Raw genomic sequence first — 23,604 nt, 5'->3', positions numbered from 1 at the left:
GGTGACCGCACAAATGGGCCACGGAAATCGTCACACTGACGCTAATTGGGGGTAGCATCCCGGATATGAACACAGCGGACCTTGGCCTGCCGGTGGATGTTCCGTCGACAGCGCTCTTCACCGATCACTACGAGCTCACGATGCTCCAGGCCGCACTCAAGGCGGGCACGGCCGACCGGCGCTCGGTCTTCGAGGTCTTCACGCGCAGGCTGCCCGAGGGCCGCCGCTACGGCGTCGTGGCGGGCACCGGCCGGGTGCTGGACGCCGTCGAGAACTTCCGGTTCGACGCCCGCGAACTCGGCTTCCTGCGCGAGCGCGGCGTCGTCGACGAACGAACCCTCGAATGGCTGGCCGGCTACCGCTTCAGCGGCGACATCTGGGGCTACCAGGAGGGCGAGGTGTACTTCCCCGGCTCCCCCGTCCTGCGGGTCGAGGGCACCTTCGCGGAGTGCGTCCTGCTGGAGACGGTGATCCTCTCCATCCTCAACCACGACTCGGCGATCGCCGCAGCTGCCTCCCGCATGGCCTCCGCCGCGGGCGGCCGGCCGCTGATCGAGATGGGCGCGCGCCGCACACACGAGCTGGCGGCCGTCGCAGCGTCCCGCGCCGCGTACGTGGGCGGCTTCGCCACCACGTCGGACCTCGCGGCCGGGTTCCGGTACGGGATCCCGACCGTCGGCACGTCCGCCCACGCCTTCACGCTGCTGCACGACACCGAGCGCGACGCGTTCCGCGCGCAGGTGGACTCCCTCGGCGAGGGCACGACCCTGCTCGTGGACACCTACGACGTGACGGAGGCCGTGCGCCTCGCCGTGGAGATCGCGGGGACCGGGCTCGGCGCCGTGCGCATCGACTCCGGGGACCTGCTGCTCGTCGCGCACCGCGTGCGCGGGCAGCTCGACGAGCTCGGGGCCACCGAGACGAAGATCGTCGTCACCTCCGACCTCGACGAGTACGCCATCGCCTCGCTCGCGGCCGCGCCCGTGGACGCCTACGGAGTGGGCACGCAGCTGGTCACCGGCTCGGGGCACCCGACGTGCTCGATGGTCTACAAGCTCGTCGCGCGCGCCGAGTCCACCGATCCGAAGGCTCCGCTGCTGCCCGTGGCGAAGAAGTCCATGGGCGCGAAGACGTCGGTGGGCGGTCGCAAGTGGGCCGCGCGGCGACGCGACGAACAGGGGGTCGCCGAGGCCGAGGTACTCGGCACGGGTCCCGTCCCGGCCGATCTCGTCGACCGACAGCTCCTGGTCGAGCTGGTCAAGGGCGGCACGGTCGTGGCCCGCGAGCCGCTGGACGCGGTGCGCGAGCGGCACATCGAGGCGCTCGACGGGCTGCCGCTCTCGGCGAAGCAGCTGTCGCGCGGAGAAGCGGTGATTCCTACGGAGTATCTGGTGAACACGCCCGTTTGACGGGCAAACGCCCCCTCCCGCAACGCACTTCGAGTCTCTACGCTCGAAGTCTCCCAGCGAAGGACACCTCCTATGCGCCGCGCCTTGATCGTCGTAGATGTTCAGAACGACTTCTGCGCGGGCGGCAGCCTCGCGCTGGCGGGCGGTGCCGATGTGGCCGCGGCCGTCACCGAGCTCATCGGGCAGGCGCCCGCCGGGTACCGGCACGTCGTGGCCACCCGCGATCACCACATCGCGCCCGGTGACCACTTCTCCGACTCCCCGGACTACGTCCACTCCTGGCCCGCGCACTGCGTGGCGGGCACGGAGGGCATCGGCTTCCACCCGAACTTCGCGCCCGTCGTCGCGTCCGGCGCGATCGACGCCGTCTTCGACAAGGGGGCGTACGCGGCCGCGTACAGCGGGTTCGAGGGCCTCGACGAGAACGGGGTGCCCTTGGCGGACTGGCTCCGCGCGCGGGGGATCACCGAGGTGGATGTGGTCGGGCTCGCCACGGATCACTGCGTGCGCGCCACCGCGCTGGATGCGGTGCGGGAGGGGTTCCGGGTTCAGGTGCTGCTCGACCTGACGGCCGGGGTGGCCGCGGCGACCACCGCGGCGGCGCTCGAGGAGATGCGGGTCGCGGGTGTCGAGCTGAGCGGCAAGCCCGTCGTCTGAGCCCGCGGACCGCTCCTCAGACGCCTGAGGGGCTGGAATGTCCGGAGTAGCCCCTGGAGGGCGAACCGGAGAAGCCCGGGGAGCCGGAGGAGCCCGGGGAACCGGGACCGGCGGACCGGCTGGAGTGGACGGCCCGGTCGGGGTGTCTCGGTCTCATGAGCGCTCTGATCGGGTGCCACAGTTCGCCCGCCGTGCAGCGGGGGGCGGCTCGCCAGAGCAGGCCGTCCGGGTGGTGCAGGACCGCTGTGATCTCGTCGGGCGTGGGGGGCTCCGCGTTGCCCCTCAGGTAGATCGCCCGCAGGCCCAGGTTGCGCAGCCGGGTCAGGGCGCGGGCGCGGTTCGCCGCGTGCACCAGGACCCGTACCGCACCGTCGTCCGGCGACGGGCTGGGCACGGTCAGCGCCACCACCACGCGGCCGTTCGGCAGCTTGCAGAACCCTCCTGCGGACATGACTGTCACACCCCCGTGAGACGTAGTGTCAATAAGAAACTCACAGGACGCACCTAAACACGATCGGCCGCCGCCCGCTAGAGGGCGACGGCCGATCATGCTCTGACCTGCGGCGATGTGGATTACTTCGCCGAGGGGCCCACCTTCACCGTGATCGACGAGCCGTCGAGCGGCTGCCCGACGATCGAGATCCGGGTGTTGGTGTCAGTTGTCTGGACACTGCCGGTCGGGTTCTCCTTGTACCAGTACGTGCCCTTGTGGTCGTCGAAGACCGGAACGCCCAGCTGCGCCGGGATCTTGGTCTCGACGCCGAGCTTGTGCAGCGAGAAGCCACGGTTCGGGAACCAGCTGAATGCGGCGTCGTACGGCTGGATCTTGTTGGTGATGTACTTGCCGTCGGCCCACTTGAGCGGCTTGGCGTGGGCGTCGACCGGCAGGATCAGACCCTTGCCGGGGTGCTGGCCGACGTTGTTGTTGCGCTGCGAGGTGTCCCACTGCCAGATCATCAGGCCGGGACGGTACGAGTAGTGCTCGACCCAGTCGTTCTTCGCCCCGCCGTCACGCCAACCGAAGTTGTACGGACCGACCTTGAGGGTCTGGTCGTAGGAGACGTACTGACGGTTCTCCGCGAGGTAGAACTGCGGGAAGTCACCCGTCACGGAGGCGCCGACGCGCGAGAAGCCGCGCGCGGTCCAGCCGTTGTCGTCGCCCTCGGCGTTGTCGGTGAACAGCGCCTGGCCGTCCGCCTTGACGGTGAGGTTGTCGGCGGTGAAGCCCATGCCGCCGGCGCCGCCGTCCGTCTTGTAGCGGAAGCGGACGCTGATCTTCTGGCCCGCGTAGGCGTCCAGCGGGAACACCAGGTGCTGGAACTTGCCGGAGACGCCGGTCAGGGCCGGCTTGTCGCCGCCGTCACGCGGGATGGTGACGCCGTCGGCGGTGCCGTCGATCGTCTTCCAGCTGGCACCGTCGTCCGTGGACACCTGCGTGTACAGGTAGTCGTAGTCCTTCTCGATGTCGTACCAGCCGTCGAGTTCGAGGGCCGCCTTCGACCTGCCGGTCAGATCGACCGGGCGCGTCAGGGTGTTGGAGAGGTCGTCACCGTAGTCCGACCACCACTGCTTCGCGCCCTCGGTGGGCTTCACGATGTCGGTGGTGACGTTCTTCTTCTCGGGCAGCTCCACGACGAGGGCCTGCTTGCGCTTGGTGTTGTACTCCGAAACACCCAGCGTGTGCGTCGACTTGGTCGCCGCCTTGGCCTTGTCGTAGTTGAGCCAGCCGAGCTGCAGCTTGTCCCAGGCGGTCATGTCGCCCGGCATGTCGCCGATGGAGTCCTTGCCGGTGCCGAGCCAGGAGCCGGCCGACATCAGGGACCAGAAGCCCACCGAGTTCTCGCCGCTGTACGTGGTGTCGTACAGGTCGGGCAGACCCAGGTCGTGGCCGTACTCGTGGGCGAAGACGCCGAGGCCGCCGTTCTCCGGCTGCATCGTGTAGTCGCCGACCCAGATGCCGGTGTCGCCGACCGGGGTGCCACCCGCCTTGAAACCGGTCGGGCCGGTGTCGCCGTCGTCGCGGCCGTAGGCGTAACCGCGGTGCGCCCACAGGGAGTCGCCGCCCTGCGCGCCGCCGCCGGCCGACCCGTCCTCGCCCGCGTGGACGATCTGGAAGTGGTCGATGTACCCGTCGGGCTCGTTGAAGTTGCCGTCGTTGTCGTGGTCGGTACGGTCCCACTGGTCGTACTGGGACAGGTCCGCCTTGATGTCGGCGTCGGACTTGCCGGCCGCCTTCTGCTGCTCGACCCACGCGTTGACGCCGTCACGGACCAGGTCCTCGACGTTCGGGCAGTTGTCGGCGCCGCAGTAGTTGGAGCCGTAACGCGCCTCGTTGTAAGGCACCTTGACCCAGTCCGAGACCTCGCCGTCGACCGAGTAGCGGCCCGACGACGTCTTCTCGTAGTACGTCTTCAGCGAGTCGACCCCCTTGCCCGTACCGAAGTACAGGTCCTGGAAGTGCTTGCTGCTGTAGTCCTTCTGCCAGGCCGTGCTGTTGTTCTTGGCACGGTCCGGCTCGGCTATCCGGTTGTGCAGCGGGCCGGGCGTGCCCCCGTACTTGGGCTTCAGGTCAGGCGTGTCGTCGTCGGCGCGGTCGACGAGGGTCGTGTTGTCGACCTTGTCGCCGAACTCCGTCAGGATCGTGAAGATCTTGTCGGTCCGCTCCCGGCCCAGCTCGACGTACTTGTCCTTGCCGAGCTTCACGACCTGCGAGCCGTCGCGCTTGACGACCTTCGACTTCCCGGAGAGCACCTGCTCCAGCGCGGTCTTGCGCTGCTGCTCCATCTGCTGACTGAAGGGGCCGCCGATGACGTGCCCCTTGCCCCCGTACGTCTTGCCGTGCGACGTGGAGCTTCCTACGGCCGGGGTGTCGGCCTGGGCGCCCGTCGCGAGGACCGATCCGGCAGCCGCGGTCGCGGCCAGCGTCACGAGCACGGCGGCGGATCTCAACGCCCGTCTCTTGGTGGTCACTTGATGGTTCCCCTCCTCCGTGGCGTTTCAGCCACGTATCACAAGTGACGCTATTTGACCGGAGGTGAAGGAGAAATAAAAGACCTTGACTGGGACAACCGAAGTGCACTATGCAGTGGCACGACACCGATATCCGGACGCGAACGTCTGCCCAACGGGCGCGCCGAACCGTCCACTTCGTGGACTCGGTGACTCCGTGCGCCCCCCGTGCACCGGCGCCGTGGGTTAGGTCATGCTTACCGCCCTACCCTCTCGGGCATGCGTCGGATTAGAGTCATTTGACGGCGCGCTACAGCCAAGTCGACCCGGCTCCGCACTCGTTACATATGCAGCTGCCAATGGCTCCTGCTATACGCCAGTGAAGTAAGCATCCGCTGTCCCGAGGACGGATAACGCCATGCCGCGTCCGACTGCCGCACAGCTCGCCTACGGTTCCGCGACCGTGATCTTCTCGACCCTCGCCATGCTGCTGTTGTCGCAGACGAGTTCGGGCCTCGGCATCGCGGTCATCGCCCTGGCCTCACTCGGCCTCGGTCTCCTCGTGGCACTGACGGTGCCCCTGCCGAGGTCGCGGCCCGGCGCCGCGCCGGCTGCCGCCGCCACGGCGGAGGAGGAGCGGGTGCAGGTGCGGCGAGCGACCGTGCCCTCGGCGGTCGCCCCGCAGGCCGCCCCCGAGTCCGTGTACGAGGTCACGCCGTCCGGCACACGCGGACCGGCGGGCCCGTGACCCACGGACCCGCCGGAAGCACCACCCCGCGCCTGTTCAGCCGGTGCTGACCACCACCGTCTTCGCGGCCTTGTCGTGCAGGCCCTGCTTGTAGGGCTTGTCGAAGAAGCTCCAGCCGCCGCAGATCGCGGTCCAGATGCAGGCGCAGCAGAACACCGCCGGCAGCCACAGGACCGCCGCGCGCACCAGGTTGGTCTGGACGCTGGGCGTCGCACCGTCGTTGAGGTTCGCCACACGCAGCTTGAGCAGCCGCTTGCCCAGGGTCTGGCCGGTCCTCGAGGTCATGAAGGTGTCGTACCCGATGTAGAGGACCGCGGCGAGGACGGACTGACCGAACTGCCTGCCGTACTGGATCTTGTCAGGGTTCGTCTGGTACGTGGCGACCCCGAACGCCCAGGACAGCAGCCCCACGACGATGCTGACCAGGATGATGTCGATGATCCGCGCGAGCACGCGCTTGCCGCTGTCCGCCAGCGGCGGCATCCCTGCCAGCGGGTCTTCCCCGTAGGGACCGCCGCCGTAGGGGTCATTCCCATAGGGCCCACCTCCTCCACCGCCGTACGGGGGCGGAGGAGTGCCGCCGGGCGGGGGCGGCGGAGTGCCGCCGGGCGGGGGCGGCGGGGAGTCGTACGGATTTCCCGAGCCCGGGGGGTTCTGCGGGCCCTGAGGGTTCTGGGGGTTTTGCGGAGCCCCGTGCGGGTCTTGCGGGGCGTCGTACGGTGAGCCGCCGCCCTGGGGCGGCGGGGGCTTTCTGAACGGGTCGTCTTCCGGGGGCTGGCCTGAGCCGGGGGGCGGCGGTTCGGTGCTCATGGCCCGAGTCGACCGCGAACCCCCCGATTCCGCATCCGGCGAGCCGCCGTCCGGAGTACGACGGCTCGCCCGAGCGGCGGCTGAGCGGGACGGGCGGGGTCAGCCCGCGACGAACGTGCGGGCCGCCTTGTCGTGCCAGCACTGGCGCCACGGCCGGTCGAACAGGCACCACAGCACGCCGAGGACCCCGACGACCAGCAGGCCGGTCACGCTGTACACCAGCCAGCGCCGCAGCGCCGCGCCGAACGTCGGCGCCTCGTGCTCCTCGATGTCCCGCACCTGAAGCCCGCACACCTTCTTGCCCAGGGTGCGGCCCCACTTGGCGGTCGGCAGGGCCTCGTAGAGGACACCGGAGACGAGGAGAACGGCGAGGACGATGCCGAGATAGGCGCCCGTCGTGCCGTCCAGCAGCCAGACCGTGGCCTCCCGGCCCGACGCCTTCGCCGCGTCGATCTTCCCGTCGATGTGGTCGACGGCCTTGGTGCCGAGCGGGACGGCCACCACCGCGGTGACCGCGCCGAGCACCACCGAGTCGATGAGCCGGGCGGCGAGACGCCTGCCGAGCCCCGCGGGCCGCGCCGACGCCTGCGCCTGGGCCGCCGCCAGGAACGGGTCGTCGGCCACGGGCTTCCACGGCGTGACGGGGCCTGCCGGCTCCGCGGGTTTGCCTGCGGCGGGCTGCGCGGACTGAGGCTGGGCGAGCTGGTGCACCTGCTGCGCCCAGGAGGGCGAACCGCCGCCGGGGCCGGAGGTCATGGGGGTGGCGGAGGCGGCACCGGAGGCCTGCGGCGGGACCGCGCCGGGCCGGCCGGCCTGGGACTGCTGCGCCGGGGCGGGGGCCTGGGGTGCGTGCGGGTGGAGGGGGGCGGCTTGCGGGGCGGCCGCCTGCTGGGCCTGGGGCTGCTGCGCCGGGCCCTGTGTGCCGAAGCCCGCTTGAGGCTGCGGCTGGGGCTGGGACTGGAAGCCGGACCGGGGCTGGGCGTCGGCCTGCTGAGGTGCGGGCTGCTGGGCCGCCTGCGGGTACGGGGCGATGGGCTGCTGGGGCTGGGCCTGCGCTTGCCGGCCCTGCTGACCCGGACCCTGCTGCCCCGGACCCTGCCGGCCCTGTACCGCAGGCCCCTGCTGCCCCTGTACCGCGGGCCCCTGCTGGCCCTGCACTGCGGGCCCCTGCTGGCCCTGTACCGCGGGCCCCTGCTGGCCCGGCACCACGGGCCCCTGCCGGCCCGGCGTCTGCCGAGCGGGCAGCGCCCGCATCGTCATCGTGCCCTCGGGGCGGTCCGCGGGCGGGGCGGGGCGGCGGAACGTGACGGTTCCGTCCGTGGGCGGCGTCGGGGGCTCCGGCTGTGCCGGGCGGTTCGTGACCGCTCGGTCCGCGCGCTCCTCCTCCTGCTGCTGCTGCTGGGCAGGCACGCGCGGGTCCGTGCCCCAGGACACGCGGCGGTCCTGCTCGCCGCCGAAGCCGGTCTGGCGGGACGCGTCCGCCTGCCAGGCCGTGGCGGGCTCGGGTGCGGCCGGCTCGTCCGAGTACCGCTCCGGCTCCTCGTCGAGGAAGACCGGGCCGGTTTCCTCGAGGGACGCGGGCGCGGGCGTGCGGGCGGGCTCGGGGATGGGGGCGGGGGCCACCCCGGCGGGGGCGGCGAGGGGTTCGCCGTCGGACGGGGCCGGGCGGCTCGTGCCGGGCACCCAGGCGACACCGTTCCAGTACCGGACATATCCGGGAATGGACGGGTCGGGGTAGTACCCGTCGCGGGGCCTGTCGTCGCCGGGTGCCGGAGTTGGGGCGCTCATGTCCGTCGTCCCGTATCTGCTCGGGGGTTCTGTTGGGGGTCCACATCTATCAGACCACCGCCCGCCGCCGGGCGGGTCCGCCCGTACGGACCACTTTCCGGGGACGCCGAAAAAACTTTCCGGAACTCGCGTAATGCTCCGCGCCCTTCGCCCTCTCTCCTTGCACGGGGCCGCTCCCGCGAGCCCGTGCACGACCCGTACGAGGAGAGGAAACGCACGACATGCACACCGTGGTGGAACGCGAACTCGAGCTGAGGCTCGTCCTGTCGCCCGAGCGCAGCATCCCTGTCCCTGCCCGGCTCACCTACCGGACCGACGACCCGTACGCCGTCCACATCGCTTTTCACATCGGCTCCGAGCACCCCGTCGACTGGACGTTCGCGCGCGAGCTGCTCGTGGAGGGGGTGTTCCGGCCGTGCGGGCACGGGGACGTGCGCGTGTGGCCGACGAAGGTCGACCGCCGCAACGTCGTCCTCATGGCGCTGAGTTCACCGGACGGCGACGCACTCCTGGAGGCGCCCTCCGCCGCGGTGTCCGCCTGGCTGGAGCGGACACTGCGGGTGGTCCCTCCGGGCTCTGAGTCCGAGCGGCTCGGCATCGACGACGGCCTCGCCGAGCTGCTCGCTCCCGCCTCGGGCCGCGTCGACGACCTGTGGCTGCGCGACCCGTGGCCCTCGGACGAGTCCCAGGACGGTGAGTGAGCGCGCGTCCCACGGGGGTGGATACGGGCCGGCCGGCCCGGAGGGGCGGGCGTCAGAAGAGTTTGCCCGGGTTGAGCAGGCCGAGCGGGTCGAAGGCCGCCTTGACGGCGCGCTGCATCTCGATGCCGACCGGGCCGAGCTCGCGCGCCAGCCACTCCTTCTTGAGTACGCCGACGCCGTGTTCGCCGGTGATGGTCCCGCCGAGTTCGAGACCGAGCGCCATGATCTCGTCGAAGGACTCGCGGGCGCGGCGGCCCTCGTCGGCGTCCTGGGCGTCGAAGCAGACGGTGGGGTGCGTGTTGCCGTCGCCCGCGTGGCAGCAGACGCCGATCGTGAGGCCGTACTTCTCGGCGATGCGGTCGACGCCGGTGAGCATCTCGGCGAGCCTCGAACGCGGTACGCACACGTCGTCGATCATCGTCGTGCCCTTGACCGCTTCGAGTGCGGTGAGCGAGAGGCGCCGGGCCTGGAGCAGGAGTTCGGACTCGGCGGCGTCGTCGGCGGGGACGACCTGGGTCGCGCCCGCGGCCTCGCACAGGGCGCCGACGGCGGCGAGGTCCGCGGCCGGATCGAGGGTGTCGAAGGCCGCGAGGAGCAGCGCCTCGGTGGTCTCGGGGAGCCCCATGTTCGCCATCGCGTTGACGGCCTTCACCGTCGTACGGTCCATGAGTTCGAGCAGCGACGGAACGTGACCGCCCTCCATGATCTTGCAGATCGCGTCGCAGGCGGCGTCCGTGGAGGCGAATTCGGCGGCCAGGACCAGCTGCTGCGGCGGCTCGGGCTTGAGCGCGAGTGTGGCCCGTACGACGATGCCGAGGCTGCCCTCGGAGCCGACGAACAGGCGGGTGAGGTCGTAGCCCGCGACACCCTTGGCCGTGCGGCGTCCCGTGGACAGGAGCCGGCCGTCGGCGAGGACGACGTCGAGACCGAGGACGTACTCCGCCGTCACCCCGTACTTCACGCAGCACAGGCCGCCCGACGCCGTGCCAATGTTCCCGCCGATGGTGCACATCTCCCAACTGGACGGGTCCGGCGGGTAGTAGAGGCCCTTCTCGTTGACGGCGCGGGAGAGCGTGGCGTTGATGACGCCCGGCTCGACGACCGCGATCCTGTCGACGGTGTTGATCTCCAGGATGCGGTCCATCTTGACCAGGGACAGCACGATGCAGCCCTCGGACGCGTTCGCCGCGCCGGAGAGGCCCGTGCGGGCGCCCTGCGGGACGACGGGGACGCGCAGCTCCGTGGCCGTGCGCATCACGTGCTGGACCTGCTCGACGGTGCGGGGCAGCACCACGACGGCCGGCGCTCCCGCGTCGCAGAAGCTGGCCATGTCATGCGCGTACGAGGCCGTGACGTCGGGGTCGGCGAGGACCGCCCCGGCCGGCAGGCCTTCCTGAAGTCGTTCGACGAGTGTGCGGCTCATGATCACAGCCTCGCACTCGGGGCCATCGGTGTGAACCCGTCTGCGGCGGCCTTCACCTGCCGGGATGTTGCCGTGATGTGCTCTTCGTATTGACGCACAGTGTGCGTCATGAAGACCGAGGAGATCGAAGCGGAAGCACAGACTCCGGCAACTGTTCCCGAGCCGGGGCGCCGACTGTCCCCGCTGGCGAAGGGCGCGCTGGTCAGCGCCGTCACGGGGTCCGTGGTGCTCGGCAGCATCCTGCTGGTACCGCCCTCCTCGCCGGAGCGCGGCGCGGCACCCGCTCCGGGGTCCGCCGGCCGCGCGGCGAACGCGGCGGTCGCGGGGGTCGAGGCGTCGCTGCCCGATCTGGCAGCCCTCATCAGGGACCGCGAGGCGTATCTGCGGGCCCATCCGCGTGACGACCGGTCGTGGGCGGCGCTCGGGGCCGCCTATGTCGAACAGGGGCAGCGGACGGCCGATTCGGTGTTCTACCCGAAGGCCGAACGCGCCCTGCGGATCTCGCTGCAGTTGCGGTCGGCCGGGAACGTGGACGCCATGGACGGGCTCGCCGCGCTCGCCAACGCCCGGCACGACTACCGCACCGCGAAGAAGTGGGGCGAGGCGTCCGTGAAACTGGCGCCGAAGCGGTGGACGACGTATCCGCTGCTGATCGAGACGTACGGGCGCCTCGGGGACTACAAGGCCGTGGACCGGGCGCTGGGCACGCTCACGAAACTGCACTCGGGCGCGGTCGTGATGGCGCGCGCGGGGCAGGTCTACCAGGACCACGGCTGGCGTGACGACGCGCTCGCGTCGCTGACCGACGCGGCGGCGCTCGCCTCGACGCCGTCCGAGCGGGCCGCGTGTCTGCACCGGGCGGGCGAGCTGATGTGGGAGCGGGGCCAGTCCGCGCAGGCGCTGAACTACTTCTCCCAGGCCCTCGCTGCCGACCCCGACAACGACGCGTCGCTCGCCGGGAAGGGCCGCGCCCTGGCGTCGCTCGGCCGTACGACGGAGGCGGTCCAGGCGTACCGGAGCGTGCTCGCCACGCGACCGCGGCCCGAATACGCCCTGGAGCTGGGCGAGTTGTACGAGTCGCTCGGATTCGGCGACGCGGCGAAGGCCGAGTACGACCTGCTGCGCAAGAGGGCGGGCGCGGACGGGGTGAACGGAGTCGACGACTCGCTCCTCCTCGGCCGGCTCGAGGCGGACCACGGGAACCCCCGGTCGGCCGTGACCCGGCTGCGGGCCGAATGGGGGCGGGCGCCGAGCGTGCAGACCGCGGACGCGCTGGGCTGGGCGCTGCACAAGGCGGGCAACGACAAGGAGGCGCTGAAGTACGCGCAGCGCGCGACGGACCCGGAGCACGGAGGCACCGTACGCAGCGCGCTGATCGTGTACCACCGGGGAGAGGTCGAGCGGCAGTTGAAGATGGACGGGCCCGCCCGCCGGCACATCGGCGAGGCCCTGCGCATCAACCCGGCGTTCTCGCCGCTCCTGTCCCCGCTCGCGAAGAAGGCGCTGGCTGCGCTGGGCGACCCGCCCGTCGGGGAGCCCGGCAAGGCGTGGGGGACGAAGGCGAGCACGGCACCGCCGTCGAAGCCCCACGCGGCGCCCCGGAGCCCGGCCCCCGAGCGCCCCGCATCCCGGCCCCCGGCGAACGAGAGCCCCGCGGTCCGCCCGACCGCCCCCGCCGCGCCGCCCAAGCCCGCGCCCCCGGCGGCCACGCCTCCGGCCCAGGCTCCGGCCAAGCCGTCGCCCCGGCCGGCCCCTCAGACCCAGACGCCCAAGCCCCCGGGCGCGTAACCCCCGGAACCCGGGACCATCGGAAGCCGAGACCCTCGAAAGCCGAGACCTCCGGCCCCCGAGACCTCCGGCCCCCGGCGCCCTAAAGCACACCCGTCCCGATGAGCCCGTTCCGCGTGATCAGGGACGCCAGTTCTTCCTCGCTCAGGCGGTCCGTTCCCTTGGGGCGCCTGGGCAGGACCATGTACCGCGTCTCCGCGCTGGAGTCCCAGACCGTGATGTCCACGGACTCCGGGAGCGTCACACCGAACTCGGCGAGGACGCCGCGCGGGTCCCGCACGACGCGGGAGCGGTACGCCTCGCTCTTGTACCAGCCGGGCGAGGGACCGAGCAGGCGCAGGGGATAGCAGGAGCACAGCGTGCAGACGATGACGTTGTGCGTGTCGGCGGTGTTCTCGACGACGCGCAGCCGCTGCTTCTGAACTCCCCCGGCGGAGAAGCCCAGTTCACCCACCGCCGAGGTGCCGTCGGCGAGGAGCCGCTCGCGGTAGGCGGGGTCCGTCCACGCGCGGGCCACGACCTTCGCGCCGTTCACGGGCGAGGCGCCCGCCAGGAACCCGTCGATGACCTCGTCGACGGTGTCACCCCCGACGATGCCCTGCGCCTCCAACAGGCTCTCCAGACGCCGCACCTGACGGGAGATCACCGCGTCCTCGTGCGTACCGGACATCACTCGGCCTCCCTCAGATAGCTCTCCGACAGGTCGAGTACGACGTGGTGCTCGCCCTCACCCCACAGCTCGCGCGCCGCGAACCGGACCGCGTAGATCATCTCGACAGGGGCGTCGTCCCGGCCCTGCGCGCGCACGTCGGCGAGCGGTGCCCGCCCCTCCGGCTCGACCACGACGCCGAGCTTTCCGCGGGCGTACCGCGGCAGGCGCGTGTGGTGCGCCGGGTCGTGCGGGTACGTGCGGACGCGGGCGCCGGCCGCGAACCGGTCAGTCATCGCGCAGCGCCCCTTCCTCGATGACGCCCTTGCGTTCGAGGAGCGTGCGGATCGCGTGGAACCAGCGCTCGTAGTACGAGGCCGCGAGGTACTCGCCCGGCGGCATCGTCTCGATGGCGTCCCTGAACTCGTCGAGATTGAAGACCCCTTCGACGAGGAGCGCGCGCTGGAGGGCGAAGACGCGCGCCTCCCAGTCCGCGTGAAAGGGCTCGGCGTCGTCGGTGGTGTCGATGGCGCCGAACCCTGTCATGCCGCCCACGTCGTTGATCCTGGCCATGGGACCAGCCTAGACGCGCTCCCTACAGATTGCCGCGCTTCTCCTGCTCGCGCTCGATCGCCTCGAAGAGCGCCTTGAAGTTGCCCTTTCCGAAGCCCATCGAGCCGTGCCGCTCGATCATCTCGAAGAAGACGGTCGGCCGGTCCTGGACCGGCTTGGTGAAGATCTGCAGCAGGTAGCCGTCCTCGTCGCGGTCGACGAGGATCTTCAGCTCACGCAGCGTCTCGACGGGCACGCGCGTCTCGCCGGCCCACTCGCCGAGGGTGTCGTAGTACGAGTCGGGAGTGTCCAGGAACTGGACACCCGCGGCGCGCATGGTCCGCACGGAGGCGACGATGTCGTTCGTGGCGAGCGCGATGTGCTGGACGCCGGCGCCGCCGTAGAACTCCAGGTACTCGTCGATCTGGGACTTCTTCTTGGCGATGGCCGGCTCGTTGATCGGGAACTTGACCTTGAGCGTGCCGTCGGCGACGACCTTCGACATCAGCGCCGAGTACTCGGTCGCGATGTCGTCGCCCACGAACTCCTTCATGTTCGTGAAGCCCATGACCTTGTTGTAGAAGCCGACCCACTCGTTCATCCTGCCGAGCTCGACGTTGCCGACGCAGTGGTCGACGGCCTGGAAGGTGCGCTTGGCCGGCGGCTCGACGATCGGGTCGGCGGCGACGAAGCCGGGCAGGTACGGGCCGTCGTACCCGGTGCGCTCGACGAGTGTGTGGCGGGTCTTGCCGTAGGTGGCGATCGCGGCGCGCACGACGGTGCCGAACTCGTCCTTGGTCTCGTACGGCTCGGTGATGCCGCGGGCGCCGTGTTCGACGGCGTACGCGTACGCGGCGCGGGCGTCCGGGACCTCGATGGCGAGGTCGACGACGCCGTCGCCGTGCTCGGCCACATGGCCGGCGAGGAAGTGGCCCCAGTCGGTGGAGGCCTTGATGACGGAGGTGAACACGAAACGGGCGGAGCCGTTCGTGAGCACGTAGGAGGCCGTCTCGCGGCTGCCGTTCTCCGGGCCCGAGTAGGCCACGAGCTTCATGCCGAAGGCGGTCGAGTAGTAGTGGGCCGCCTGCTTGGCGTTGCCCACGGCGAAGACGACCGCGTCCATTCCCTTCACCGGGAAGGGGTCTGCCTCGCGCGCGGTGTCAGGGGTGGGCTGGATGTGCGCAGAAGTAGCTGCCATGGCCCGAGACTCTCTCTGAACCACAAGATGCGCAATAGTTTGCGATTTAGGTGGTCAATCTGCTCAATGGATCGCCATTATGGGCGGGCGTTCTGTACAGGATGACCATCACGGAGGCCCGTATGGCGATCGATCATCTGGACGGGCGGCTGATCCTGCTGCTCGCGCGCGAGCCCCGGATCGGGGTCCTTGAGGCGTCCCGGCGCCTGGGGGTCGCGCGCGGCACCGTGCAGGCGCGCCTCGACCGGCTTCAGTCGAACGGAGTCATCCGCGGCTTCGGACCTCAGGTCGACCCGGCGGCCCTCGGCTATCCGGTCACGGCGTTCGCCACGCTCCAGATCCGGCAGGGCCAAGGCCCCGACGTGAGGGCGCACTTGACCACGGTCCCAGAGGTCCTCGAACTCCACACCACGACCGGCAGCGGCGACATGCTGTGCCGCCTCGTGGCCCGCTCGAACGCCGATCTCCAGCGGGTGATCGACCGGGTCGTGGGTTTTGATGGCATCGTCCGGGCTTCCACCGCGATCGTCATGGAAAACCCCGTTCCGCTGCGGATCATCCCGCTCGTGGAGCAGGCCTCGTCGGATTCCTGACCCGCCACGTCCTCGACGCTCACGGAGTCCGCCCGGACGAGGTGAGTGCCGGCGCCGCGTCTTCCCGGGGACACCCCCGGACCACCGGCCGAAGCCGGCCGGACGTCAGCCCGGCGCGAGGAGGTGAGGCCCGTGAACTTCTGGGAGTACATCGTCACCCGCCATCAGCAGCTGCTGGCGGATGCCTATCAGCAGGCCAGCCTCGTCTTCCAGTGCATGGTCGTCGCGACCCTCGCCGGCGTCGTCATCGGCGTCCTCACCTACCGCAGCGAGTGGGCGGGCAACGTCGCCACCCTGGCGACCTCGACCATCCTGACGATCCCCTCGCTCGCCATGATCGGTCTGCTGATCCCGATCGTCGGCCTCGGCGTCCCGCCGACCGTCATCTCGCTGACCCTGTACGGGCTGCTGCCCATCGTGCGGAACTCCATCGTGGGCCTGCGGGGCGTGGACCCCTCCCTCATCGACGCGGCGCAGGGTATCGGCATGTCCCGCGTCGCCCGGCTCGCCAAAGTGGAGCTGCCGCTGGCCTGGCCGCCGATCCTCACCGGGATCCGGGTCTCCACCCAGATGCTGATGGGCATCGCCGCCATCGCCGCCTACGCGTCCGGCCCCGGCCTCGGTAACGAGATCTTCCGCGGCATCGCGTCCCTGGGCAGCAAGAACGCGCTCAACCAGGTCCTCGCGGGCACCATCGGCATCATCATCCTCGCGCTCCTCTTCGACGCCGCGTACGTCCTCGTCGGCCGCCTGACCATCCCGAGGGGGATCCGTGTCTGACTCCGTGCCCGAGACCCCCGCGTCGGCCACCACGGCGACCGCCACCGCCGACGCCGACGCGGGGCGGCCCGACTCCACGACGGGAGCGACGATCGAGCTGGAGAACCTCACCAAGCGCTACCCCGGATCCGCCGCGCCCGCCGTGGACAACGTCAGCCTGGAGATCAAGGCGGGCGAGACCGTCATCTTCGTAGGACCCTCGGGTGGCGGTAAGACCACCCTCCTCAAGATGATCAACCGGCTCATCGAACCGACCAGCGGCCGTATCAGGATCGGCGGCGAGGACGTCACGGACATGGACCCGGTGAAGCTCCGCCGCAAGATCGGCTACGCGATCCAGTCCTCGGGCCTCTTCCCGCACATGACGGTCGCGCAGAACATCGCCCTGGTGCCGAAGATGATCGGCTGGTCCAAGTCGAAGATCAAGGCTCGCGTCGAGGAGATGCTGGACCTGGTCGGCCTCGATCCCGCCGAGTTCCGCGGCCGCTATCCGCGCCAGCTCTCCGGAGGTCAGCAGCAACGCGTCGGCGTGGCCCGGGCGTTGGCGGCCGACCCGCCCGTCCTCCTGATGGACGAGCCGTTCGGCGCCGTCGACCCGATCACCCGCGACCATCTCCAGGACGAGCTGATCCGCCTCCAGCGCGAGCTGCACAAGACGATCGTGTTCGTCACCCACGACTTCGACGAGGCGATCAAGATCGGCGACCGCATCGTGGTCCTGCGTGAGCGCTCGCACATCGCCCAGTTCGACACCCCCGAGGCCATCCTCACCAACCCCGTCGACGACTTCGTGTCCGGCTTCGTCGGAGCGGGCGCCGCCCTCAAGCGCCTCAACCTCACCCGCGTACGGGACGTGGAGGTCACCGACTACCCGACGGTGCAGGTCGACGACCCCCTCCAGACCATCTTCGACAAGCTGCGCGACGCGGGCACCAACGAACTGCTCCTGCTCGACAAGCGGCGCCGCCCCTACAAGTGGCTGCGGCGCGGCGACCTGATGCGTGCCAAAGGATCACTGGCCCGCGCGGGCACCCTCGTGCACGACACGGTGACCCGGGACGCGACCCTGCGCGACGCGCTCGAAGCGGTCCTGACCGACAACGCGGGACGCGTCGCGGTCACCGGGCGGCGCGGCGAGTACGAGGGCGTCGTCGACATGGAGACGCTGATGAACTCCGTGCACGAACTCCTGGACGCCGACCGGCTCGAAGCCGTGGAGCACCAGCACGAACTGGAGGAACTGCGGGCCCAGCAGACCCACCAGGAGCAGGAAGGCGAGGGGGGACCGAAAGCGTGAACACCCCCAAGCCGCCCCCGGGCAAGCGCCCCGAGGGCGAGCACGAGGTAAAGGGCGTCGCCTTCCGCGACGAGGGCGAGGCCGAGCAGGAGGCGCCACCTCCGCCGGTCCGCGAGAAGCGCCGGATCTCCTGGCAGAAGCTCACGTTCCTGCCGGCCGTGGTCGCGGTCGTGCTGCTGGCCACCTGGCTCTGGTTCCAGCAGGCCACCCTGGACACGATCTCCGAGAACGCCATCGCGGGCGGTGTGGTCTGGAAGCTCCTCAAGCAGCACATCTACCTGACGGTGGTCTCCACGTTCTTCGTACTGATCATCGCGATCCCGCTGGGCATCCTGCTGACCCGCAAGATGTTCCGCAGGGCCACCCCGGTCGCCCTCGCCTTCGCCAACATGGGCCAGGCCACCCCCGCGATCGGCCTGCTCGCCCTGCTGGTGATCTGGCTGGGCATCGGCCGGCGGTCGGCCCTGATCGGCATCATCATCTACGCGATCCTGCCCGTGCTCTCCAACACGATCGCGGGCCTGAAGGCGAACGACCCCACGCTCCTCGAATCGGCGCGCGGCATCGGCATGTCACCGCTCGGCGTCCTCGGCAAGGTCGAACTGCCGCTGGCCGTACCGCTGATCCTCGCGGGCGTGCGCACGGCGCTCGTCCTGAACGTCGGCACGGCGACCCTCGCCACGTTCGGCGGCGGTGGCGGACTCGGCGTCCTCATCACCACCGGCATCACCACCCAGCGCATGCCGGTCCTCGTCCTCGGCTCGATCCTGACGGTCGCGCTGGCCCTGCTCGTGGACTGGCTGGCGTCACTGGCCGAACTCCTGTTGCGGCCGCGCGGGCTGGAGGTCCGGGTATGAGGCGTACGTACCGTGCGGCGGCGGCAGCGGGCCTCGTGGCGTCCTTGCTCGCCGGCTGCGGACTGACCAGCGGCAGCCCGATGGTCGACGACGTGAAGCCGGGCTCGGTGGGCCAGGGCGAGCCGCTCAAGGGCGCCGCCATCACCGTCACGTCGAAGGAGTTCACCGAACAGCTGATCCTCGGCGCCATGATGGGCATCGCCTTCAAGGCGGCCGGCGCCGAGGTCCTCGACCGCACCGGCATCCAGGGCTCCATCGGCGCCCGCGAGGCCATCAAGAACGGTGACGCGGACGGGATGTACGAGTACACGGGGACGGCCTGGATCACGTACCTGGGCCACTCCCACCCCATCCCGGACCCGCAGGCCCAGTGGCAGGCCGTGCACGACGCGGACCTCAAGAACGGCATCACCTGGCTGCCGCCGTCCGCGCTCAACAACACGTACGCGCTGGCCATGAACGAGGCCAACTTCAAGAAGTACGGAACGAAGACCCTCTCGGACGTGGCCGCGCTCGCCAAGAAGGACCCCAAGGCCGTGACGCTGTGCGTGGAGAGCGAGTTCGCCAACCGCGCGGACGGGCTGCCGGGCATGGAGAAGGCGTACGGCATGAGCATCCCGACCACGAACATCACGCAGATGGACACCGGGATCATCTACACGCAGGCCGCGAAGGGCACGTGCACGTTCGGCGAGGTCTTCACGACCGACGGTCGCATCAGGGCGATGAACCTCAAGGTGATGGCGGACGACAAGCACTTCTTCCCGAACTACAACGCGGCCCCGGAGATGAACACCAAGTCCCTGGAGAAGTATCCGGCGATGGCGCAGGTCATCGAGCCGATCACGAAGAAGCTCGACAACACGGTCGCGCAGGAGCTGAACGCGAAGGTCGACGTCGACGGCCAGGACCCGCACGACGTGGCGAAGGACTGGCTGGTGAAGGAGGGCTTCGTGACGGAGTGAGCCGATCCGGCCGCCGGGGACGGGGACTTCAGGGCTTCAGGGCTTCAGGGCTTCAGGGCTTCAGGGCTTCAGCAGCTGGGGACCTTGCTCGCGTCGCCCTTGTCCAGGGCCGTCAGCGCGGAGACCGCGCCCCGCAGCGTCGTCACGGGGATCAGCCGCATGCCCTTGGGCAACTCGGACTTGGCGTCGCCGCACTCCGCCCGCGGCACCAGGAACACCTTCGCGCCGTCCCGCCAGGCCGCCTGCGTCTTGAGCGAGACCCCGCCGACCGCGCCGACCTTCCCGCCGGAGGTGATGGTGCCCGTACCGGCGATGGAACGGCCGCCCGTGAGATCGCCGCCGCTGCCGTTGCCGTCCAGCTTGTCGACGATGCCGAGGGAGAAGAACAGCCCCGCGCTCGGCCCGCCGACATCGGCGAGCTGAAGTTTCACGTGCACGTCCTGCGGGTCCTTGCCCAGATAGCCGAGCGCGGCCTCGGTCGCGGAGTCCTGCGACTTCTTCATCTCGCCGAGGTTGTGCCGCTCGATCTCCTTGGTGGAGTCGCCCGCCGGATACACGGAATCGCGGGGCATGACCGCACGGTCCGTACGGAACCAGCTGTCGACGACATCGCCCAGACTCACCTCCGCGTCGGGCCCCGTGGCCACGATCGTCACCATGCGCAGCTTCCCCGAGGTGTCGCGGGTGGGCGCCCCGGAGATCTCGATGACGGGCTTCCCCTTCGAATCCCCGAGCACATCCGTGGTCGGCCCGGGCTGCGCGATGGCGAACGGCAGCGGCGCGAACCCCGCCACGGCCAGCAGGGCCACCACCGGCACAGCACACACGGCAAGGGCCTTGGGCCGAGAAATCCGAGAGAGAAGCACGAGCCCAATCTAACGCGAGGGACAGACGCGCCCACGGTGGCGGGGGCACCCGCCCGTCGCCCAAGGCGCGCGGCGAACACCGCCGCTTCACACAGGGGCGCGGTGAACGGCGGACCAGCCGACACAAACCAACAGCCGACACCGAACCGAAACTTCCCCCAAGGGGCGCGGGGAACGGCGCGACCAGCCACAACCAGCCCGCAGCCAACAACGCACCGCATCACCCAAGGGGCGCGAGGAACGGCGCGACCAGCCGACACGAACCCGCAGCCGAAAACGGCCTCCTCAAGGGGCGCGGGGAACGGCGCAACCAGCCGCAATCAGCCCGCAGCCGAAAACGGCCCCCTCAAGGGGCGCGGGGAACTGCGCGAAACGCCCGCCACTGCCCCCGCACAAACAACCGGCCACGCAGCGCGCTAGCGCAACGCGTCGGCCACCTCCCGCGCCGCGTCGAGAACCCGCGGCCCCACCCGCTCCGGCACGGAATCGGAAAGCATCACGACCCCCACGCTCCCCTCGAGCCCGGTCACCCCCACCAACGGCGCCGCGGCTCCACAGGCACCGGCCTCCAGCTCCCCATGGGTCAGCGTGTAACCGGGCTCCGGCACGAGCCCCTGCCGCGCAGCGAGTATCGCCCGCCCTGCGGCCCCCCGGTCGAGCGGATGCCGGAACCCCGCCCGGTACGCCACGTGATAGTCCGTCCAGGTCGGCTCGACGACGGCCACGGCGAGCGCCTCCGACCCGTCGACCAACGTGAGATGCGCGGTGGCCCCGATGTCCTCGGCAAGGGATCGCAGCGCCGGCAGCGCGGCCTCCCGCACCAGCGGATGCACCTGGCGGCCCAGGCGCAGCACGCCGAGCCCCACGCGAGCCCGGCCTCCGAGGTCGCGTCGGACCAGGGCGTGCTGTTCGAGCGTGGCGAGCAGGCGGTACACGACGGTGCGGTTCACACCGAGCTTGTTGGACAGCTCGGTGACCGTCAGCCCGTGGTCGGTGTCGGCGAGCAGCTTGAGGACACGCAGTCCTCGGTCGAGCGTCTGGGAGGTCTCCGCGGTCACGACGCCCACTCCTTAGTGGTGAAGGCGGCGGCCCCCTCCGCGGCGGTTGCGACGCCGGTCCCGTGGGCGACGCGCGTCAGAGGCCGCCGGTCGGCAATCGACCCGGTTCGGATGGTCCCGGGCGGAGGCGCATGGCGCACCGGCTGCGCTCCGCGGCGGCTCTGCCACGGGGCGTGTGCGTTGCCGGGAATGTAGCGAGGTCGTCCCGCTCAGCGGAAGACTCCGTCCAGAATCCGGGCAGTAACTATCCTGACCTGTACCGATTGCCCCGTTACGCGGAGGGTGATCAACGGAGCGTGCACCACCTCTGCACGTAGCGCACACGATTTCCGGCTCGCCGGCCCGGCACGACGCACACGGATGTCACTTCATCCGGGTGGCCCACTCCTGGACCTTCGCGATGCGCTGCCGCAACTGCCCGGCCGTGGCCTCCGCGCTCGGCGGCCCCCCGCACACCCGCCGCAGCTCGGTGTGGATGACACCGTGCGGCTTCCCGCTCTGATGTACGTACGCCCCGACCATGGTGTTCAGCGACTTCCGGAGTTCGAGGAGCTCCTTGTGCGAGACGACGGGCCGCCGCTCGGCCGGCATCTCGAGGAGATCGGCCTCGCTGTCCGGCTTCTTCCTGCTGTGCGCGATCTGCCGGGCCTGCCGCTTCTGGAGCAGCATCTGCACCTGGTCGGGTTCGAGGAGCCCGGGAATGCCGAGGTAGTCCTGCTCCTCCTCACTCCCCGGGTGGGCCTGCATGCCGAACTCGGCGCCGTCGTACAGGACCCGGTCGAACGTGGCCTCGGACTCGAGCGCCTCGAAGGAGAACTGCTCCTGCTCCCCCGTGTCCTCGTCCTGCTCCTTGTTCGCCTCGTCCATCTCCTGCTCGGACTCGGCGTAGGGGTCCTCCTCCCCGTCCCTCTTCGGCTTGTCGAGCACGTGGTCGCGCTCGACCTCCATCTCGTTGGCGAAGCCGAGGAGGTCGGGGACGGTGGGCAGGAAGACGGACGCGGTCTCGCCGCGCCTTCGTGAACGTACGAAACGGCCCACGGCCTGCGCGAAGAAGAGCGGGGTCGAGATCGTCGTCGCGTAGACGCCCACGGCGAGCCGGGGCACGTCGACGCCCTCGGACACCATGCGGACGGCGACCATCCAGCGGTCGTTGCTCCCCGAGAAGTCGTCGATCCGCTTCGAGGCGCCGGTGTCGTCGGACAGGACGGTCGTAGGCTTCGTGCCGGTGATCTCCCGGATCAGCTTGGCGTAGGCGCGGGCGGAGTCCTGGTCGGCGGCGATGACGAGACCACCGGCGTCCGGGATGCCCTTGCGGACCTCGGTGAGCCGCTGGTCGGCGGCGCGCAGCACACTCGGCATCCACTCGCCGCGCGGGTCGAGGGCGGTACGCCAGGCCTGGCTGATGGCGTCCTTGGTCATGGGTTCGCCGAGCCGGGCGGCGATCTCGTCACCGGCCTTCGTGCGCCACCGCATGTTGCCGCTGTAGGAGAGGAAGATGACGGGCCGCACGACGCCGTCGCCGAGCGCGCTGCCGTAGCCGTACGTGTAGTCGGCGGAGGAGCGCCTGATGCCGTCCTTGCCCTCTTCGTACTGGACGAAGGGAATGGGGTTGGTGTCCGAGCGGAACGGCGTACCGGTGAGGGCGAGTCGGCGGGTCGCCGGCTCGAAGGCCTCCAGGCACGCCTCACCCCACGACTTGCTGTCGCCGGCGTGGTGGATCTCGTCGAGGATGACGAGCGTCTTGCGCTGCTCGCTGCGGTTGCGGTGCAGCATCGGCCGCACGCCCACACCCGCGTACGTGACGGCGACGCCCTGGTACTCCTTGCTGAGCGGCCCCGCGCTGTACTCCGGGTCCAGCTTGATCCCTATGCGCGCGGCGGCCTCGGCCCACTGCTTCTTCAGGTGCTCGGTCGGCGCGACCACGGTGACCTGCTGCACGACATGGTGGTGCAGCAGCCAGGACGCGAGGGTGAGCGCGAACGTCGTCTTGCCGGCGCCCGGGGTGGCGACGGCGAGAAAGTCTCGCGGCTGCTCCTGGAGGTACCGCTCCATGGCCCCTTGCTGCCAGGCACGCAGCTTGCCCGCGGTGCCCCAGGGGGCACGGCCGGGGAAGGCGGGTGAGAGGTGGTGGGAGGAGGCGGAAGCGGCGGTGGCGGCGGCGGTGGTAGTCACGGTCTCCGGTTTTGACGCAGGTACGGGCGCGGGCTGCGGAGTACTGACGCAGGCTTCTGACGCTGGGGGTACGCACTTTGACGCTGGGGGTACGTACGACAACCGGGCCACCCTACCGGTGGGGTGGTCGGGTCAGCCGGGGAACAGCGCCGGGGCGCCGCGCGATGCGACCCGTTTCACAGTCCGTCTCACGCAGCGCGTCCGGATGCCGTACGGAGCGCGTCCGTCCGCTCTGCGGAGCGTGTTTGTCCACCCTGCGGCACGCGCCGGTCCGCTCCGCGGAACGCGTCCCTCCCCTCTCCGTAGAGCGCTTCCCTCCCCTTTCCGCGGAGCGCGTCCCTCCC

The 23,604-nt window shown here is 70.4% G+C and carries 22 protein-coding genes; 10 read left to right on the top strand and 12 right to left on the bottom strand.

What is annotated here, in order from left to right; genetic code table 11:
- Positions 1 to 65: 65 nt before the first annotated feature.
- Both ACFC96_RS27045 and ACFC96_RS27040 read left to right on the top strand, forming a co-directional pair.
- The gene (locus tag ACFC96_RS27045) at positions 66 to 1,409 is read left to right on the top strand and encodes a nicotinate phosphoribosyltransferase (RefSeq protein ID WP_376614542.1); all 1,344 of its coding nucleotides are present in this window, start codon (positions 66 to 68) and stop codon (positions 1,407 to 1,409) included.
- 72 nt (positions 1,410 to 1,481) lie between these two features.
- Positions 1,482 to 2,066, top strand: a complete 585-nt coding sequence (locus tag ACFC96_RS27040) for an isochorismatase family protein (protein WP_376256639.1) — start codon at positions 1,482 to 1,484, stop codon at positions 2,064 to 2,066.
- Positions 2,067 to 2,082: 16 nt separating this feature from the next.
- Here the strand turns inward: ACFC96_RS27040 and ACFC96_RS27035 are convergent, their stop codons facing one another.
- Both ACFC96_RS27035 and ACFC96_RS27030 read right to left on the bottom strand, forming a co-directional pair.
- Positions 2,083 to 2,517 carry a hypothetical protein gene (locus ACFC96_RS27035; protein WP_376256641.1) on the bottom strand — a complete coding sequence of 145 codons (435 nt, stop codon included), beginning with the start codon at positions 2,515 to 2,517 and terminating at the stop codon, positions 2,083 to 2,085.
- A 122-nt stretch (positions 2,518 to 2,639) separates the two neighbouring features.
- On the bottom strand, positions 2,640 to 5,036 hold the full coding sequence (locus tag ACFC96_RS27030) for an immune inhibitor A domain-containing protein (RefSeq protein ID WP_376256642.1): 2,397 nt from the start codon (positions 5,034 to 5,036) through the stop codon (positions 2,640 to 2,642).
- Between the two features lie 397 nt (positions 5,037 to 5,433).
- Here ACFC96_RS27030 and ACFC96_RS27025 point away from each other — a divergent pair, with 397 nt between their 5' ends.
- Positions 5,434 to 5,763, top strand: a complete 330-nt coding sequence (locus tag ACFC96_RS27025) for a hypothetical protein (RefSeq protein ID WP_376614540.1) — start codon at positions 5,434 to 5,436, stop codon at positions 5,761 to 5,763.
- Positions 5,764 to 5,799: 36 nt separating this feature from the next.
- Here ACFC96_RS27025 and ACFC96_RS27020 read toward each other — a convergent pair whose 3' ends face one another.
- Together ACFC96_RS27020 and ACFC96_RS27015 are read right to left on the bottom strand one after the other, a co-directional pair.
- Positions 5,800 to 6,573 carry an RDD family protein gene (locus tag ACFC96_RS27020; RefSeq protein WP_376614538.1) on the bottom strand — a complete coding sequence of 258 codons (774 nt, stop codon included), beginning with the start codon at positions 6,571 to 6,573 and terminating at the stop codon, positions 5,800 to 5,802.
- Positions 6,574 to 6,672: 99 nt separating this feature from the next.
- Positions 6,673 to 8,361, bottom strand: a complete 1,689-nt coding sequence (locus ACFC96_RS27015) for an RDD family protein (protein ID WP_376614536.1) — start codon at positions 8,359 to 8,361, stop codon at positions 6,673 to 6,675.
- Positions 8,362 to 8,582: 221 nt separating this feature from the next.
- Here ACFC96_RS27015 and ACFC96_RS27010 point away from each other — a divergent pair, with 221 nt between their 5' ends.
- Positions 8,583 to 9,062: an SsgA family sporulation/cell division regulator gene (locus ACFC96_RS27010; protein WP_376614535.1), complete on the top strand. Its 480-nt coding sequence runs from the start codon at positions 8,583 to 8,585 to the stop codon at positions 9,060 to 9,062.
- A gap of 52 nt (positions 9,063 to 9,114) precedes the next feature.
- Here ACFC96_RS27010 and ACFC96_RS27005 read toward each other — a convergent pair whose 3' ends face one another.
- Positions 9,115 to 10,485, bottom strand: a complete 1,371-nt coding sequence (locus ACFC96_RS27005) for an FAD-binding oxidoreductase (RefSeq protein WP_376256651.1) — start codon at positions 10,483 to 10,485, stop codon at positions 9,115 to 9,117.
- Between the two features lie 108 nt (positions 10,486 to 10,593).
- Here ACFC96_RS27005 and ACFC96_RS27000 point away from each other — a divergent pair, with 108 nt between their 5' ends.
- Positions 10,594 to 12,273, top strand: coding sequence for a tetratricopeptide repeat protein (locus ACFC96_RS27000; protein WP_376614533.1), 1,680 nt, complete (start codon positions 10,594 to 10,596; stop codon positions 12,271 to 12,273).
- Between the two features lie 82 nt (positions 12,274 to 12,355).
- On the opposite strand, the gene nthA is transcribed toward ACFC96_RS27000, so the two are convergent.
- From nthA to hppD, 4 genes are read right to left on the bottom strand one after another with little or no spacing between them, the layout of a single operon-like run.
- The gene (nthA, locus tag ACFC96_RS26995) at positions 12,356 to 12,943 is read right to left on the bottom strand and encodes a nitrile hydratase subunit alpha (protein WP_376614531.1); all 588 of its coding nucleotides are present in this window, start codon (positions 12,941 to 12,943) and stop codon (positions 12,356 to 12,358) included.
- On the bottom strand, positions 12,943 to 13,218 hold the full coding sequence (locus tag ACFC96_RS26990; RefSeq protein ID WP_376256657.1) for an SH3-like domain-containing protein: 276 nt from the start codon (positions 13,216 to 13,218) through the stop codon (positions 12,943 to 12,945). Before ACFC96_RS26990 ends, nthA begins: the two co-directional genes overlap by 1 nt.
- Positions 13,211 to 13,495 carry a hypothetical protein gene (locus ACFC96_RS26985; protein ID WP_376256659.1) on the bottom strand — a complete coding sequence of 95 codons (285 nt, stop codon included), beginning with the start codon at positions 13,493 to 13,495 and terminating at the stop codon, positions 13,211 to 13,213. Before ACFC96_RS26985 ends, ACFC96_RS26990 begins: the two co-directional genes overlap by 8 nt.
- Before the next feature lie 22 nt (positions 13,496 to 13,517).
- Positions 13,518 to 14,672 carry a 4-hydroxyphenylpyruvate dioxygenase gene (gene hppD, locus ACFC96_RS26980; RefSeq protein WP_376614529.1) on the bottom strand — a complete coding sequence of 385 codons (1,155 nt, stop codon included), beginning with the start codon at positions 14,670 to 14,672 and terminating at the stop codon, positions 13,518 to 13,520.
- Positions 14,673 to 14,794: 122 nt separating this feature from the next.
- Here hppD and ACFC96_RS26975 point away from each other — a divergent pair, with 122 nt between their 5' ends.
- The 5 genes from ACFC96_RS26975 (at position 14,795) to ACFC96_RS26955 (ending at position 19,164) form a co-directional block, all read left to right on the top strand.
- Complete coding sequence (locus ACFC96_RS26975; RefSeq protein ID WP_116512739.1) at positions 14,795 to 15,265, top strand: Lrp/AsnC family transcriptional regulator; 471 nt, start codon at positions 14,795 to 14,797, stop codon at positions 15,263 to 15,265.
- 132 nt (positions 15,266 to 15,397) lie between these two features.
- Positions 15,398 to 16,045, top strand: coding sequence for an ABC transporter permease (locus ACFC96_RS26970; protein WP_376256663.1), 648 nt, complete (start codon positions 15,398 to 15,400; stop codon positions 16,043 to 16,045).
- Positions 16,038 to 17,342 (top strand): betaine/proline/choline family ABC transporter ATP-binding protein, encoded by a 1,305-nt coding sequence (locus tag ACFC96_RS26965; protein ID WP_376614527.1) that lies wholly within the window; start codon positions 16,038 to 16,040, stop codon positions 17,340 to 17,342. Before ACFC96_RS26970 ends, ACFC96_RS26965 begins: the two co-directional genes overlap by 8 nt.
- The gene (locus ACFC96_RS26960) at positions 17,339 to 18,199 is read left to right on the top strand and encodes an ABC transporter permease (protein ID WP_376256667.1); all 861 of its coding nucleotides are present in this window, start codon (positions 17,339 to 17,341) and stop codon (positions 18,197 to 18,199) included. The genes ACFC96_RS26965 and ACFC96_RS26960 overlap by 4 nt, the downstream gene beginning before the upstream one ends.
- Positions 18,196 to 19,164 (top strand): glycine betaine ABC transporter substrate-binding protein, encoded by a 969-nt coding sequence (locus ACFC96_RS26955; RefSeq protein WP_376614525.1) that lies wholly within the window; start codon positions 18,196 to 18,198, stop codon positions 19,162 to 19,164. Before ACFC96_RS26960 ends, ACFC96_RS26955 begins: the two co-directional genes overlap by 4 nt.
- Positions 19,165 to 19,232: 68 nt before the next feature.
- On the opposite strand, the gene ACFC96_RS26950 is transcribed toward ACFC96_RS26955, so the two are convergent.
- The 3 genes from ACFC96_RS26950 to ACFC96_RS26940 form a co-directional block, all read right to left on the bottom strand.
- On the bottom strand, positions 19,233 to 19,991 hold the full coding sequence (locus ACFC96_RS26950; RefSeq protein WP_376256671.1) for a S16 family serine protease: 759 nt from the start codon (positions 19,989 to 19,991) through the stop codon (positions 19,233 to 19,235).
- A gap of 455 nt (positions 19,992 to 20,446) precedes the next feature.
- The gene (locus ACFC96_RS26945) at positions 20,447 to 21,088 is read right to left on the bottom strand and encodes an IclR family transcriptional regulator (RefSeq protein WP_266671017.1); all 642 of its coding nucleotides are present in this window, start codon (positions 21,086 to 21,088) and stop codon (positions 20,447 to 20,449) included.
- Positions 21,089 to 21,451: 363 nt separating this feature from the next.
- Positions 21,452 to 23,260 carry a DEAD/DEAH box helicase gene (locus tag ACFC96_RS26940; RefSeq protein WP_376614524.1) on the bottom strand — a complete coding sequence of 603 codons (1,809 nt, stop codon included), beginning with the start codon at positions 23,258 to 23,260 and terminating at the stop codon, positions 21,452 to 21,454.
- Positions 23,261 to 23,604: the final 344 nt, after the last annotated feature.

The sequence above is a fragment of the Streptomyces sp. NPDC055955 genome (genome assembly GCF_042270245.1).
In the GTDB taxonomy this organism is placed as follows: Bacteria; Actinomycetota; Actinomycetes; order Streptomycetales; family Streptomycetaceae; genus Streptomyces.
Note: the sequence above shows the minus strand (reverse complement) of the source record. Positions and strands in the feature narration are given on the sequence as shown.